The sequence below is a fragment of the Bacillus paralicheniformis genome (assembly GCF_002993925.1).
GTDB classification, from domain to species: Bacteria; Bacillota; Bacilli; order Bacillales; family Bacillaceae; genus Bacillus; species Bacillus paralicheniformis.
In genome coordinates this window covers 3,265,822-3,280,073 of the sequence record NZ_CP023665.1, presented here as the reverse complement: position 1 = coordinate 3,280,073, position 14,252 = coordinate 3,265,822, and the positions used below count along the sequence as shown (strand labels likewise).

Below are 14,252 nucleotides of genomic sequence, written 5' to 3'. Positions count from 1 at the left end.
GGAATGGCATATGAAACCAAATATTCATCCGAAAACTTATCAAGTGATCTTTCAGGATGTAAACAGCGGGTACCGTTTTTTAAGCCGCTCAACTAAAACTTCCGATGAGACGGCCGAGTGGGAAGACGGCAAGACGTATCCCGTTATAAAAGTTGAGGTAAGCTCAGACACCCATCCGTTTTATACCGGAAGACAGAAATTCAACGAAAGAGGCGGAAGGGTCGAACAGTTCAAGAAAAGATTTAATATGGATTAAATGAAAAAGACCGGATGTTTCCGGTCTTTTTTCGTCCATATAAAAAAAACAAGCGCATGAGTTCTCATGCGCTTGATCTTTGTTATTTGTTTGATAAAGCTTTTTTCAAGACGGTCAGGTTTTCTTTCATGATGGTAGTATAATCTTTGCCGCTTTCAATGTCTTCTTTTGTTACAGATTCAAGGTTTTTCATCGTCAGACTTTCGGCTCCGATTTCTTTTTTGATGATCTCGGAGATTTTGCTGCTGACATTGCTTTCAAAAATGACGTATTTAATATTATGTTCTTTCGCTGTTTTAACAATGTTTTCAAGCTGCTTTTGTGAAGGTTCCTCAGTAGGCGAAAGGCCGAGAACGCTTATTTGTTTAATGCCGTAGCGTTTTTCCCAGTAGCCGTAGGCGGCATGTGAGACGAGAATTTCTTTTTTATCAGCTTTGTCAACGGTTTGTTTAAAGTCTTTGTCAAGCTGCTCCAAATCTTTTTTTAGAGACTCATAGTTTTTCGTAAACGTTTTTTCGTGTTCCGGATCTAATTTTACGAGTTGGTCTTTAATGTTTTCGGCCATTTTTTCAGCAAGGACAGGATCAAGCCATACGTGCGGGTCATGATCTCCATGGTCGTGATGATGATCATGGCCTTCGGCTTCTCCGTGTTCATGTTCTTCTTCGTGAGCATGCTCATCGTGGTCACCATGTTCTTCTTCATGTGCATGGTCATCGTGTTCGCCTTCTTCTTCACGTGACAGAAGGTCAATGCCCTCTCCGGCTTTGACGATTTTGACGTTGCTGTTTTTTAATGTGTTTACAGCTTTGTCTGCGAATCCTTCTACACCGACTCCAGAGTATATAAAGGCATCCGAGTCGGAAATTTCCGCCATCGTTTTTGAGCTTGGCTCGTAAGTGTGCGCTTCAACGTTTGGCGGGTAAACACTTTTGACGTTCACATATTCTCCGCCGACCTTTTTGGCGAAGTCTTCAAGCGGATAAATGGTTGTATAGATATCCAGCGTGTCTTTATTTTCTTTTTGTTCACTGGAAGTGCCGTTGCTTGAACAACCGGCTGCTAATCCGGCAGCAAGAATGAATGCAGATGCTAATCCGAATGTTTTTTTCATGGTATTTCTCCTCTCAATGTAAAACTGTAATGGTTCCGATTTAATGGTCCTGTATCATTGTATCGTAATAATTACGATTTGAAAAGAGGAAATGATAGTTAAATATACTCAGGCAGTGAATCATGGAAGGCCGACCAGTCTGAATTCATTTCTTTATCTGTAAGAAGGGTCTGATCCAGGGAGCGGATCACGTCTTCCTGATTCATGTCAATGCCGATAAAAACGATTTCCGTTTTCCGGTCTCCGTATGTTTCATCCCAGTCCGTTTTTAAATGGGGATCCTCTTCAAACGCGAGCTTTTGTTCTTCCTCGGGAGACGCTGCAATCCAGGGGCCTGCGCTTTGGATCATCAGAGAAGCGCCTGCCTGGGACAGAAGGCCTGCTGTGTCATTTCGAGAAGCAAGCCAGAAGAAGCCTTTTGCTCTGATAATATGAGGCGGCCAGTTTTCAAGCCAGCGCTTCAGTCTTTCAGGATGGAAAGGCCTTTGTTTTTGATAGACGAAGGAAGAAATTCCGAATTCCTCTGTTTCAGGTGTGTGCTCTTCATTCAGTTCTTTGATCCACCCCGCTGATTGACTCGATTTTTCAAAATCGAACGATTTCGTATTCATGATGGCCGAAATCGGCACTTTTGCGAATGTCGAGGAAATGATTCTGCAGTCCGGATTCAGTTTTCTCAGAGACCAGAAAAGCTTTTCTTGCTCTTCTTTATTGAGTAAATCAGTTTTATTCAAAATGAGGACATCGGCAAATTCGATTTGCTCAATTAAAAGATCGGCCACTTCACGGCTGTCTGTTTCATCTGCCGCCTGTTTCCGTTCCAAAAGACTTTCCCCCGAAGCGAAGTCCTCAAAAAAACGGCTGCCGTCGACGACGGTGACCATTGTATCAAGCCTGCAATATTTGCTTAAATCAATATCCAGCTCCTCATCTTTGTAAGTAAAGGTTTGGGCAACGGGAATCGGCTCGCTGATACCGGAAGATTCGATGAGAATATAATCGATTCCGCCGTTCTCCGCCAGCTTTTGGACTTCGATGAGCAGATCGTCTCTCAGCGTACAGCAAATGCAGCCGTTCTGCATTTCGACAAGCTTTTCATCCGTGCGGATAAGATCCCCTTTTTTCACGAGGGAGCCGTCGATATTAATTTCACTCATGTCATTGACGATCACGGCGATTTTCATGCCGTGCGCTTCATGCAGGACATGCTGCAGCAGCGTCGTTTTCCCGGACCCGAGATAGCCGCTTAAAACAGTGACAGGAATCAGGTTTTGCGTCATGTTTTCACTTCCTTTAAAACGTAATTATTTCGATTTGCACAATGGAAATCTTACTTGACTTATGAAAAAAATACAAGAAATATGTTATATTTAGATATAAAAAGCGTTTAGAAAGGAAATGAGCCATGAAACTTTTGGAGAACATTCTACAGTTCAATCAACAGTTTGTTGAGCGGCAGGACTATCAAAAATACCAAACAAGCAAGTTTCCCGATAAGAGAATGGTGATTCTGTCTTGCATGGACACAAGGCTTGTCGAGCTGCTTCCTCATGCCATGAATATGCGGAACGGGGACGTGAAGATCGTTAAGAGCGCGGGTGCACTCGTGGCTCATCCTTTCGGGAGTATTATGCGGAGCATTCTCGTTGCGGTATACGAACTGAACGCTGATGAAGTATGCGTGATCGGCCACCATGACTGCGGAATGAGCAAGCTGAGCTGCGACAGCTTTTTGGATAAAGTCGTTAAGCGAGGCATTCCAAAAGAACGGATTGAGACGCTTGAGTACTCCGGCGTCGATTTTGAACAATGGCTGAAAAGCTTTGATTCTGTAGAGGACAGCGTCAGGGATAGTGTAAGCGTGATTCGAAACCATCCGCTGATGCCGGAGGAAGTACCTGTTCACGGACTTGTCATCAATCCGGAAACAGGCAGACTGGATCTTATTGTCAACGGATATCCGGAAGAGCGTTAATCCTTTTGCTTTTTTTCCGGAACGGGATCTATCCCGCCGGGATGGAACGGATGGCATTTCAGAATCCGCTTAATGGTGAGCCATCCGCCTTTACATGCGCCGTGCTTTTCGATCGCTTCACGGCCGTAATTGGAGCATGTCGGATAAAAACGGCATGTCGGCGGAAGAGCCGGTGATATCCATTTTTGATAAAAGCGGATGAGCAGCAGGAATAAGGTTTTCATGTTTTTCGCACCTTTTTTGTTTTGACCTTATTATAATATAAGCAAAAAACTCATAAAAAGGAAAAGCATTGACCTGAAAACTTATCGGTAAAGTATGATATAATACAAAAAGACCGATTAGAGGGGAGAGAGGAACCATGCCTTCAGTTGAAAGTTTTGAACTTGACCATAATGCAGTAAAAGCGCCTTACGTCAGACACTGCGGCGTCCATAAAGTGGGATCGGACGGCGTCGTCAACAAGTTTGATATCCGTTTTTGCCAGCCGAATAAGCAGGCGATGAAACCTGATACAATTCATACTTTGGAGCATCTTCTTGCATTTACGATCCGCACGTATGCGGAAAAATATGACCACTTTGATATTATCGACATTTCGCCGATGGGCTGCCAAACAGGCTATTACCTGGTGGTGAGCGGTGAACCGAAAGTGGAAGAAATCGTTGATTTGCTTGAGGATACGTTCAAAGAAGCCGTTGAAGTGACTGAAATTCCGGCGGCTAACGAAAAACAGTGCGGCCAGGCAAAGCTTCACGATCTAGAGGGCGCAAAGCGCATGATGCGTTTTTGGCTTTCGCAAAATAAAGAAGATCTGCTCAAAGTGTTTGGATAAAACGTTTGAAAAAAACCGGCTCAGAAAAGAGCCGGTTTTCATTTTTTGTTCACAAAGAAAATAATGCCATATATCCCTGAACTTTGCTACACTTTATATTGTAATACATATCATAGAAAAAGGGTGATAGGATGCGTTTGGGAAAATGGTTTATTCTCTTATGTTTAGCAGTCGGTCTTTCAGCCTGCAGCCAGGGGGACAAGCAGGCGGCATCGGATGAGGAGCCCAAAGTGCTGACGGCAAAACTGGCGGCTCCAGAAGCGGCGGCCAAAAATGAAAAGGCTGTCATAAAAGCGACCGTGAGCTATGGGGACGAGCCTGTTGCAGATGCCGATGATGTGGAGTTTGAATGCTGGAAGGCCGGGAGCAAGGAAGATAGCGAGCTAATCAAAGCGAAGAATGAAGGAAAAGGCGTATACAGCATTGAAAAAGCGTTTCCTGAAGATGGCCATTACAAAGTTCAAGTCCATGTCACGGCGAAAAAACAGCATACAATGCCGGTTGCAGACATTAAGGTAGGGAAAGCAACGGATGTGACTGAAGAAGATGAAAAAGAAGAAGCCCACCATCACTGATGAGGCTGTTCTTCTTCCCGCGACGGAAGGGGATCGACTTCATGCTTGTAGTCATAAGCTTTTGATGTTGTGACAAGCGATACGGCCAGAACGGCGCCTGTAATCAGAATTCCTACAATAATCCAAAAGAGGATCATCACTTACCTCCGAATAGCTTTTTCCAACAGTTTACCATATCAGGCAAAGAAAATCATGATAAAGAGTAAAAGAAATGTTTCCTGCACAAGCTAAACGGGTAAATCAAAAGTAAACGAAAAGGAGGACGACCTTATGTCTGAAAAATTGAAAACAACCGTCAACAAACAAGTCGCAAACTGGACCGTTCTATATGTAAAGCTACATAATTATCATTGGTATGTGAAAGGGAAAGATTTCTTTACGCTGCATGAAAAATTTGAGGAACTTTACACAGAAGCTGCAGAGCATATCGATGATTTGGCTGAACGCCTTTTGGCTATACAGGGCTCCCCGGTCGGAACGATGAAGGAATGCCTGGAAATGTCCGCGATTAAAGAAGCGGACGGAAGCGAGTCTGCTGAACAAATGGTGCAAAATATTTATAATGACTTTTTAACGGTGGCTGAGGAGCTGAAAAGCGGAATGGAGCTTGCCGATGAAGTCAATGATGAAACGACGGGAGACATGCTGCTCGCGATTCATCAATCGATCGAAAAACACAACTGGATGCTGAAAGCCTACTTAGGGTAAGAATAGCTCGGGCAATGCCTGAGCTTTTTTTATTTTCGTTCTTTTTAAAGCCTTTTTTAGAAATTGTCAAACAATTCATCCAAGCCTTTCAAAGTCTTTTTTCATAGGATAAGCTATGAAAAGTCTTTTTTGAAAGGATGTTGAAGCATATGTTTAAGGACTTAAGCATCTTTTCGCTCTTTACAATCGGTTTATCAGCCATCGGATTTTTGTTTGGCCGAATCGAATATTTATTTATGATCTTAATAACGCTCATGGGAATTGAATTTGTCAGCAAAAGCTTGAACGAATGTGTGGAAGATCGCTTTACAATGAAGAGGCTGTTTACAAGGCTGGCGAAAAAATTGGTGACGCTCTTTCTTATATCCGTTGCCCACCTTTTTGATCAGATGCTGCAAACAGGCAGTTCGATCCGCGATTTTTCTATTATGTTTTATATTTTATATGAAGCGTTTCAAATCATAAGCACGGCTCATTCGTTAGGAATCCCCGTGCCGCAGATGTTATTGGATATTTTAAATACCATAAAGGAAAAACTCCGGGGAAAGCCGTAACATTTTAACACAACTGGTCATACTAACACGAAAAAGGATGATTGGCTTTGGAAAAAAGGACATACTATGTTTCGGTGCAAGATGGAATGATTTCACAGAGCTCAGACGCTTCCCCGTGGGAATTTCAAATTTCAGCGACAGATGATGACATCATTATATTAAGGGAATATTTTGATCAGCTGTATTCAGAAGACTGGATAAACTTTTTCAGAGCTCACGTGCCGGCAGTCGAATACCATTATGACAGTGCAAATGACAAAATGGACGAACTGCGCAAAGACATTTACTCGATGCTTTACCGTCTGGGCAATGAAGAAACCAAGTCGTTTATCAGTGAAAACGGCCTTGCTGAACTCAATTCAGCAGATTAAACGAAGCACCATCAAGCACGGAGTTACCCAGCCTTGCTGCCTTCTCACTCAGAAATGGACACTGAAGTTCCCGAGGGAACGATAAAATTACTGAGCTGAACTGGACAAAAACTCTACCGAAAGAACCAATATATGATATGATGAGTGGAAGAAGCAAGGAAACGGATAAGAGGGATTAGGATGTACGAATTTAAAGATTTTTACCGTAATACGGTTCAGCTTTCTTTTGAAAAGGAACCTTTTTCAAAAGAACCAAAGCATGTATGGGTGATCTGCCGTTACGAAGATCAATGGCTGTTGACAAATCATAAAGACAGGGGCCGTGAATTCCCAGGCGGCAAAGTCGAACCAAGCGAAAATGCTGAGGAAGCGGCTTTGCGGGAAGTAAAGGAAGAAACAGGCGCTGTCGTAAGAAAGCTGACCTATCTCGGACAATATAAAGTTCTTGGCAGAGAGAAAGTGATCGTCAAAAATATTTATTTTGCCGATATCGAAAAGATCGAAAAACAGCAGACATACTATGAGACAAATGGCCCTGTTTTGCTGAAGAGCCTCCCGAAAGATATCGCTAAAAACAGAAATTACAGTTTTATAATGAAAGATTCCGTCCTGACGATCAGTCTTGAAAAGCTGAAAAAGGCCGGCATCATCAAATAAAAAGCCCTGCATTTGCAGGGTTTTTTCATGTTATACTCTGCCTTTCATCCACTTTCTTTCCAACAGCTCGACACCCTGATACATCAATGTTGCAAAGACGGCGATGATCAGGAGGCTCAGCATGACGAGGTTGAAATTAAAGACTTGAAAGCCGTAGATGATCATATAGCCGAGGCCTTGAGCCGACACTAAAAATTCTCCTACGATGACGCCGACCCAGCTTAAGCCGACATTGACCTTCAGTGTAGATATGATTGTCGGAATGGAAGCGGGCAGAATGACTTCTTTGAAAATCTCGCGTTTCGTTGCACCGAATGTTTTCATGACTTTTAAATAATTTTCATCGATTTCTTGAAAGGACGTGTAGACGACGATTGTCGTAATGATAACGCTGATGATGGCGCCCATTGCAATAATACTCGTCAAGCTGGGGCCGATCGCCACGATGAGAATGGGGCCTAGCGCCACTTTCGGCATCGCATTTAAGACGACAAGATACGGATCCAATATTTTGGAGAGCCTCGGGAACCACCATAGGAGGGCGGCCAGAAAAGTTCCAAGCAATGTTCCGGCCAGAAAGCCGAGGATGGTTTCAAATACGGTGACACCGATATGCCCCGGCAATGATCCGTCTCCCATCTTTTCGAGGAAAAGCGCCCAGACGGCTGAAGGAGAGCTGAAGATCAGCGGATCGATCCACGCCAGACGGCTTGCGGTTTCCCACAGTGAAAAGAAAACGATGAAAATCACGATTTGATAAAAGCGGACCCGCCTTTTTTCGGCTTGCTGCTCCTTTAAAAAATCCTCATGAAGGAAGTCAATTTTTAATTTCAGATGTTTGTTATTCAAGGTCATTGAGCTCCTTCCATATGTTCTGAAAGAGGGGCTGAAATTCCGGTTCCTGTCTCGCTTCAAACGGTGTCAGCTTCCTGATCGCTTCAGGAACGGCAAATGTTTTATGGATGGTGCCCGGCTGCTTTGAAAATAGCAATATCCGATCGCTCATCGCGATCGCTTCACCGATATCATGAGTCACGAGCACCGCTGTTTTTTGATACGTCTTTAACGTGTTGAACACCAAATCTTCGAGGTTTAGTTTTGTCTGATAGTCAAGGGCTGAAAAAGGTTCATCAAGCAGGAGGATATCGGGGTCGACAGCGAGTGTGCGGGCAAGCGCCGCCCTTTGTCTCATACCGCCTGAGAGCTCTTTTGGATACTTTTTTTCAACCTCGTAAAGCCCGAATTTTTTCAGCAGGCCGAGAGCGGTCTCCTTTGTTTCCGGTCCGAATTTTTTGGAAATATGCAAACCGATTAAGACGTTTTCCTCAATGGTTTTCCAGGGAAATAAATAATCCTGCTGGAGCATATAACCGATGTGCCGATCCTCTTCGTCAGGCGTGCGCCCTTCAACCAAGATGCGTCCTTCCGTGGGGGAAACGATGCCGGCGATGATCGATAAAAGTGTTGTTTTGCCGCATCCGCTTGGGCCGAGAAACGAAACAAATTCGCCCTTTTCGACTTCAATGCTGACGTTTTCCAGCGCTGCTGTTTTTTCCTTTAATGAAAAGTAAGTATGTGTGACATCCTGAACTTGCAAAAAAGACACTGCGGCCACCTCCTAGTGATTTTTTGTGACCTTTTCGGCGATCCTTGTATTGACCAGCTCTTGATGAGGGGTGCGCTTCGGCAGCTCGCCGGCTTCATCCATGATGGTTTGAAGCTGGTTCCATTCTTTTTCAGCCAAAACAGGCTCAAGGGCAAAAGACCGTTGTTGTTTATACCGTTCGATTGAAGATTCAATGATTGAAAGCTCGGTATCTTTAAAATAATCTTGAATGCTTTCGGCAGCTTCTTTTGCAGAGTGCGTCTCTACCCACTGCTGCGCTTTGTAAACCGCGCGGGTGAACTTTTCGACCGCTTCTTCGTTTTTTGTTAAGTAGCTTTGTTTAGCCATGAATGTCGTATATGGAATTCGGCCCGATTCTTTTCCGAAGGAGGCGACAATGCGGCCGATGCCTTCTCTTTCAAAAATGGAGGCCTGGGGTTCAAATAATTGAACATAATCGCCTGTACCAGATGCAAAGCTGTTTGCGATATTCGCGAAATCAATCGTTTGGATCAGGTCCACATCCTTTTTGGGATCAATGCCTTTCTGTTTCAGGACAAATTCGCCCGCCATCTGCGGCATTCCGCCTTTGCGCTGGCCAAGGAACGTTTTGTTTTTCAAATCATCCCAGCTGAAATGCCCCGCATCGTTCCTGGCGACGAGGAATGTTCCGTCCGTCTGGGTAAGCTGTGCAAAATTAATCACCGGATCGCTTGCGCCCTGGGCATTCACGTATATTGACGTTTCCGAGCCGACAAGCGCAATATCGGCACCGTTTGACAGAAGGGCAGTCATCGTTTTATCTCCACCCCATGTCGTTTTCAGTTCAACATCAAGGCCTTCTTCTTTAAACAAACCTTCAGACAAGGCGATATATAAAGGCGTATAGAAAACGGAACGGGTCACTTCCGCGAGACGGATCTTTTCGGGCTTTTGACCGCCGCATGACGCGAGGATAAACAGCATCATAATGAAGGATAATATGGTAAAAAAGAAACGCTTCAAACCGATTTCCCTCCTTTGATTTCGGTTATTTTCGGCATAAAATAGTTTATGTTATATACTAAACAGGTGTGAGGGGCAGCTGCGGATTAAAAAAGAGGTGACGTGACGAATGTGGTTAGAAAAAAGAAGGTTTCCATCGCCGAACAAAAAGGTGCGTCTGTTTTCCGTCACATACCTTTCACAAGGACTCAAGGTTAAGGGGCTCTTGGCGGAACCGGCCGCTCCCGGACATTATGACGGATTTTTGTATTTGCGCGGCGGAATTAAAAACGTCGGGATGGTCAGACCGGGCCGAATCGTCCAGTTCGCTTCACAGGGCTTTGTCGTTCTTGCTCCGTTTTACAGAGGCAATCAAGGAGGAGAAGGCGATGAAGACTTTGCGGGTGATGACCGGGAAGATGCTTTTGCCGCTTTTCGTCTTCTGCAGAAGCATGACCTGGTAAAAGACGGACGCGTACACATTTTTGGCTTTTCCCGCGGCGGGATCATGGGTATCTTAACGGCAATCGAAATGAAAGAAGCTGCAGCTTCGTTTGTGTCTTGGGGCGGTGTCAGCGATATGGTTATGACCTATCGCGAACGCAAAGATTTGCGGCGGATGATGAAGCGGGTCATCGGCGGGACGCCTGAAAAGGTTCCTGAAGCGTACGAATGGAGGACGCCTTTTGACGAGCTGGAGAAGATCGAAGCGCCCGTGCTTTTGATCCACGGAGCAAACGATGAAAATGTCTCCATAGAGCATGCGCGGCGTCTAGAACGCGAACTTCTGCAAAGAAACAAGTCTGTGGATACGTGGTATTTCAGTCGATATACCCACTATTTTCCTCCGCGGGAAAATAGGCGGATTGTAAGAGAATTGTCTCAATGGATGAAAAGCCGGCCTTGGACAAGTTATGGTAAACTAAAAGAAAAGAGAAAAGGAGGGGGACTTTAGGTGGGAATGCCAGTTGAATTTAATACAATGATTGTGACAAAAGGAAAAGAAACACGGGTTGAGGAAAATGTGTTTACACTTGAAAAAGAAGGTTATCGGGTTTACCCTCTTCATGTGCCGCTTGAAGTCAGAAAGACTAAGCGGGGCGACATTACCGGCACCGCGCAGGCGGAGCGCCTTGAATGGTCAGACGGACGGACTCATTTAACATACAGGCTCGTATCATTAAATTCGACGAATTAAAAAAAGCCAAGGCGCGGGTAGCGTCCTTGGCTTTTCTGTATTATGCAGGCACATCTTCCTCTTTTCCGATTCCTTTTTTGGAAGTCAGCCTGTGAATCAGCATGGTGAGAGCGCCGTCTCCTGTCACGTTCGTTGCTGTACCCAAGCTGTCCTGAGCAAGGTAAAGTGCGATCATCAATGATACGCTGGTTTCATTAAAGCCGAGCATCGACTGCAGCAGTCCGGCCGCGGCCATAACGGCACCCCCCGGGGCACCGGGCGCTGCGACCATTGTGACGCCAAGCATTAAAATGAACGGCATCATGATCGAAAAAGTCGGTGTTTGACCGTTTAGAATCATTACGCCCATTGCACAGCTCGTCAGTGTAATCGTGCTACCTGACAAATGAATATTGGCCAGGAGCGGAACGGCGAAGTCAGCCACTTTTTGGCTTGCTCCCGTTTTTCTGACTTGTCTCAACGTGACGGGAATCGTTGCCGCTGACGATTGTGTGCCGAGCGCAGTGAAGTATGCCGGCGCCACGATTTTCAACAGCGACAGCGGATTTCTGCCGTTTGCAGCGCCCGCAACGGAGTACTGAATCAAAAGTATGACGAGGTGAAGCACGATAATCATCACGAAAACTTTAGCAAATACGGATAAGATTGTCTGCACCTGACCGCCGAACGTCATATTGGTGAAAATACCGAAAATATGAACAGGCAGTAACGGAATAATAATATATGATATCAGCTTTTCAACGATCGTTTGAAATTCATCGAAAGCGTTTTTTAATGTTTTTCCGGGCAGATAAGCGATTCCGATTCCCATGATGAAAGCAAAAATCAGTGCGCTCATCACGCTCATAAACGGCGTCATTTCAATGGTGAAAAATCCTGCTTGCAAAACTTCTTCCGGATTTTTAAATTCCTGCAGCTGATGGCCGGAAATGATCGCGGGGAGAAGATTTGATCCGACAAGGTACGCCAGGAGGCCGGCAAAAATGGTTGACGTGTAGGCGATACCTGCTGTAATGCCAAGGATTTTTCCGGCGCCGCGGCCGATTTGTCCGATGCCGGGAATAATAAAAGCGATAATAATAAAAGGAATGACGAATTTAATGAAGTTTCCAAAAATATCATTGAAAGTAGCGGCTGTTTTGACAAACCAAAGCGGAGCAAAGCTTCCGACGATAACACCAAGAACAATTGCCGTCATAATTCTCGGCAGTAATCCAAATTTCATAGATGTGTCCTCCTGATATATACAAATGTTTTTATCATATTATCATATGAAAGATTTCTTTTGTTAAAAATAAAAAAAGTCTGTATTTTCAAATAATAACAGCCGCGAATTGGAAGCGTTTTATCACAGGCCGTGCTTGATTGTCGTTTTAATCATTGTCCAGAAAATGGCATCGGCCGCTGACAGGCGAAGCGGATTTTTAATAAACTGCAGCAGCGCAGAATACCTGCGCTGCTGCAAGCGGGTTGAGTTATACGAGCGGTCCTCCGGCTTTTTCAATGTTTTCGGTATTAGAGAATTTTTTGAAATTCTTTTTGAATGCATTCGCCAAGTGGATCGCTTTTTCCTCGTATTCGTTTTCATCTGTCCAAGTTTTAGCCGGGTCAAGCACTTGATCAGGCACACCCGGAACATGGACCGGTGAATGAAGTCCGAAAATGCGGTCAGTCTTCATTTCGGCGTTATCCAGTTCTCCTTCTATCGCAGCCTGAACCATCGCTCTCGTATAAGCGAGGCTCATTCTTTCCCCTGTTCCGTATCCGCCGCCGGTCCAGCCTGTATTGACGAGAAAGACGCTGACGCCGTGCTCATCGATTTTTCTTCCGAGCATTTCAGCGTACACATGTGCAGGGAGCGGAAGGAACGGGGAACCGAAGCAGGTCGAGAATGTGGCTTCAGGAGCGGTGATCCCGCGTTCGGTGCCGGCGAGCTTGCTTGTATATCCGCTCAGGAAATGATACATGGCTTGTTCTTTCGTTAACTTGCTGATCGGAGGAAGCACGCCGAAAGCATCTGCCGTCAGAAATACAATGGTCTGCGGGTGTGCTGCGATGCTCGGCTTGACGATGTTGTCAATCGCATCAATCGGGTAAGCCGCTCTCGTGTTTTCCGTATAGAATGCGTCGGAATAGTCCGGCTCCCCGGTTTTGCCGTCAACCACGACATTTTCAAGAACGGAACCGAAGCGGATCGCATTGTAAATCTGCGGTTCTTTTTCTTTGCTTAAGTTAATGCACTTGGCGTAGCAGCCTCCTTCAATGTTGAAAACGCCTGTGCTGGACCAGCCGTGTTCGTCGTCACCGATCAGCTTCCGTTTCGGATCGGCGGAAAGCGTCGTTTTTCCTGTGCCTGACAATCCGAAGAAGAGAGCTGTTCCGCCTTCCTCGCTAATGTTTGCCGAACAGTGCATCGGTAAAATGTTTTGTTCAGGAAGAAGATAATTCATAATAGAAAAAATCGATTTTTTCATCTCGCCGGCATATTCGGTGCCTCCGATTAAAATCGTACGCTTTTCAAACGACACGATGATAAATGTTTCAGATCTGGTCCCGTCAATGAGCGGATCGGCTTTGAAATGCGGAGCGGAAAGAATCGTAAACGGCTGTTCTTCAGGTTTTTTATCATGTTCTTCAGGTCTGATGAACAACTGTCTTGCAAACAGGTTGTGCCAGGCGAACTCGTTGACAACTGTAATCGGAAGCCGGTATTTTTCGTCTGCTCCTGCAAACCCTTCAAATACATACAATTCATCGCGTTCCTTTAAATAGCTGAGCACTTTTGTGTACAGCCGGTCAAAGGCGGATTCTGAAATCGGCTGGTTTACTGCGCCCCAATCGATTTTGTCCTTTGTGCTCGCTTCTTCCACAATGAATTTGTCTTTTGGCGAGCGGCCGGTGTATGTACCGGTTGTAGCCCGCACGGCTCCGGAAGATGTTAAGACTCCTTCTTTGCGTTCAAGGACTTTTTCAACCAAAAGGGGAACGGATAAGTTCAGCTGAACGTTTTCGCCCATTAATAACGTTTGTAAGTCAGTTGTTAAATCTACAGAATTCATAAAAAACCTTCCTTTGCGTGTTTTTTAATGTGTATATCATTAATGTAGAATTAGTATAACACATTTACTCTTATAGTCTATACCGTTTCTTCATTTTTCGTTCGGGTTTTTTCTCGAAAGACAAGTTTAAATTTATTGCGGCCGATATTGACATAACAAGCCATTTTAAGATAAGATATTTCATTGAGCGGATACTCTTATCCCGAGCTGGTGGAGGGACAGGCCCAATGAAACCCAGCAACCGGTTTCTCTTATTAATGGAAAAAAACAGTTTCTGAGACAACTACGGTGCTAACCTGATGCAAGGTGTTCAATACCTTGAGCGATAAGAGTGAAAGGCACGCAATACCAGACCCTTTC

The 14,252-nt window shown here is 44.9% G+C and carries 19 protein-coding genes and 1 riboswitch; of the genes, 10 read left to right on the top strand and 9 right to left on the bottom strand.

What is annotated here, in order from left to right:
• Positions 1-10 precede the first annotated feature (10 nt).
• Positions 11-256 carry a type B 50S ribosomal protein L31 gene (locus CP943_RS16675; RefSeq protein ID WP_003184624.1) on the top strand — a complete coding sequence of 82 codons (246 nt, stop codon included), beginning with the start codon at positions 11-13 and terminating at the stop codon, positions 254-256.
• Between the two features lie 82 nt (positions 257-338).
• Here the strand turns inward: CP943_RS16675 and CP943_RS16670 are convergent, their stop codons facing one another.
• Together CP943_RS16670 and CP943_RS16665 are read right to left on the bottom strand one after the other, a co-directional pair.
• Entirely contained in the window at positions 339-1,370 is a 1,032-nt protein-coding gene (locus CP943_RS16670; RefSeq protein ID WP_065643695.1) for a metal ABC transporter substrate-binding protein, read from the bottom strand.
• A gap of 98 nt (positions 1,371-1,468) precedes the next feature.
• Entirely contained in the window at positions 1,469-2,650 is a 1,182-nt protein-coding gene (locus CP943_RS16665) for a GTP-binding protein (RefSeq protein ID WP_105981158.1), read from the bottom strand.
• Between the two features lie 125 nt (positions 2,651-2,775).
• Here CP943_RS16665 and CP943_RS16660 point away from each other — a divergent pair, with 125 nt between their 5' ends.
• The gene (locus tag CP943_RS16660; protein ID WP_020452684.1) at positions 2,776-3,345 is read left to right on the top strand and encodes a beta-class carbonic anhydrase; all 570 of its coding nucleotides are present in this window, start codon (positions 2,776-2,778) and stop codon (positions 3,343-3,345) included.
• On the opposite strand, the gene yidD is transcribed toward CP943_RS16660, so the two are convergent.
• A complete protein-coding gene (yidD, locus tag CP943_RS16655; protein WP_020452683.1) occupies positions 3,342-3,569 on the bottom strand; it encodes a membrane protein insertion efficiency factor YidD in 228 nt (75 codons plus the stop codon). The genes CP943_RS16660 and yidD overlap by 4 nt on opposite strands.
• A gap of 137 nt (positions 3,570-3,706) precedes the next feature.
• Between yidD and CP943_RS16650 the strand changes: the two genes are divergently transcribed.
• Positions 3,707-4,180, top strand: coding sequence for an S-ribosylhomocysteine lyase (locus CP943_RS16650; protein WP_020452682.1), 474 nt, complete (start codon positions 3,707-3,709; stop codon positions 4,178-4,180).
• 131 nt (positions 4,181-4,311) lie between these two features.
• Positions 4,312-4,755 (top strand): FixH family protein, encoded by a 444-nt coding sequence (locus CP943_RS16645; RefSeq protein WP_026579028.1) that lies wholly within the window; start codon positions 4,312-4,314, stop codon positions 4,753-4,755.
• Here the strand turns inward: CP943_RS16645 and ytzI are convergent.
• Positions 4,749-4,892, bottom strand: coding sequence for a YtzI protein (gene ytzI / locus CP943_RS16640; protein ID WP_020452680.1), 144 nt, complete (start codon positions 4,890-4,892; stop codon positions 4,749-4,751). The genes CP943_RS16645 and ytzI overlap by 7 nt on opposite strands.
• A 133-nt stretch (positions 4,893-5,025) precedes the next feature.
• Between ytzI and CP943_RS16635 the strand changes: the two genes are divergently transcribed.
• From CP943_RS16635 to ytkD, 4 genes are all read left to right on the top strand, one after another.
• A complete protein-coding gene (locus CP943_RS16635) occupies positions 5,026-5,463 on the top strand; it encodes a Dps family protein (RefSeq protein WP_023855822.1) in 438 nt (145 codons plus the stop codon).
• A 149-nt stretch (positions 5,464-5,612) separates the two neighbouring features.
• On the top strand, positions 5,613-6,017 hold the full coding sequence (locus CP943_RS16630) for a phage holin family protein (protein WP_020452679.1): 405 nt from the start codon (positions 5,613-5,615) through the stop codon (positions 6,015-6,017).
• A gap of 47 nt (positions 6,018-6,064) precedes the next feature.
• Positions 6,065-6,388 carry a hypothetical protein gene (locus CP943_RS16625; protein ID WP_020452678.1) on the top strand — a complete coding sequence of 108 codons (324 nt, stop codon included), beginning with the start codon at positions 6,065-6,067 and terminating at the stop codon, positions 6,386-6,388.
• Positions 6,389-6,568: 180 nt separating this feature from the next.
• Entirely contained in the window at positions 6,569-7,045 is a 477-nt protein-coding gene (gene ytkD / locus CP943_RS16620; protein ID WP_020452677.1) for an RNA deprotection pyrophosphohydrolase, read from the top strand.
• Positions 7,046-7,075: 30 nt separating this feature from the next.
• Here the strand turns inward: ytkD and CP943_RS16615 are convergent, their stop codons facing one another.
• From CP943_RS16615 to CP943_RS16605, 3 genes are read right to left on the bottom strand one after another with little or no spacing between them, the layout of a single operon-like run.
• Positions 7,076-7,900 carry an ABC transporter permease gene (locus CP943_RS16615; RefSeq protein WP_026579031.1) on the bottom strand — a complete coding sequence of 275 codons (825 nt, stop codon included), beginning with the start codon at positions 7,898-7,900 and terminating at the stop codon, positions 7,076-7,078.
• Positions 7,887-8,651, bottom strand: coding sequence for an ABC transporter ATP-binding protein (locus tag CP943_RS16610; protein ID WP_020452675.1), 765 nt, complete (start codon positions 8,649-8,651; stop codon positions 7,887-7,889). The genes CP943_RS16615 and CP943_RS16610 overlap by 14 nt, the downstream gene beginning before the upstream one ends.
• Before the next feature lie 12 nt (positions 8,652-8,663).
• Positions 8,664-9,620 (bottom strand): ABC transporter substrate-binding protein, encoded by a 957-nt coding sequence (locus CP943_RS16605; protein WP_043054601.1) that lies wholly within the window; start codon positions 9,618-9,620, stop codon positions 8,664-8,666.
• Positions 9,621-9,765: 145 nt separating this feature from the next.
• Here CP943_RS16605 and CP943_RS16600 point away from each other — a divergent pair, with 145 nt between their 5' ends.
• Together CP943_RS16600 and CP943_RS16595 are read left to right on the top strand one after the other, a co-directional pair.
• Positions 9,766-10,590, top strand: a complete 825-nt coding sequence (locus tag CP943_RS16600; RefSeq protein WP_020452673.1) for an alpha/beta hydrolase family protein — start codon at positions 9,766-9,768, stop codon at positions 10,588-10,590.
• Positions 10,591-10,833: a DUF2584 domain-containing protein gene (locus tag CP943_RS16595; RefSeq protein ID WP_009329422.1), complete on the top strand. Its 243-nt coding sequence runs from the start codon at positions 10,591-10,593 to the stop codon at positions 10,831-10,833. It abuts the gene before it with no gap.
• Between the two features lie 40 nt (positions 10,834-10,873).
• Here CP943_RS16595 and CP943_RS16590 read toward each other — a convergent pair whose 3' ends face one another.
• Positions 10,874-12,058: a dicarboxylate/amino acid:cation symporter gene (locus CP943_RS16590; RefSeq protein ID WP_020452671.1), complete on the bottom strand. Its 1,185-nt coding sequence runs from the start codon at positions 12,056-12,058 to the stop codon at positions 10,874-10,876.
• Between the two features lie 250 nt (positions 12,059-12,308).
• On the bottom strand, positions 12,309-13,892 hold the full coding sequence (gene pckA / locus CP943_RS16585) for a phosphoenolpyruvate carboxykinase (ATP) (protein WP_026579032.1): 1,584 nt from the start codon (positions 13,890-13,892) through the stop codon (positions 12,309-12,311).
• A gap of 194 nt (positions 13,893-14,086) precedes the next feature.
• Positions 14,087-14,224: riboswitch (SAM riboswitch) on the top strand.
• The last annotated feature ends 28 nt before the right edge of the window (positions 14,225-14,252 follow it).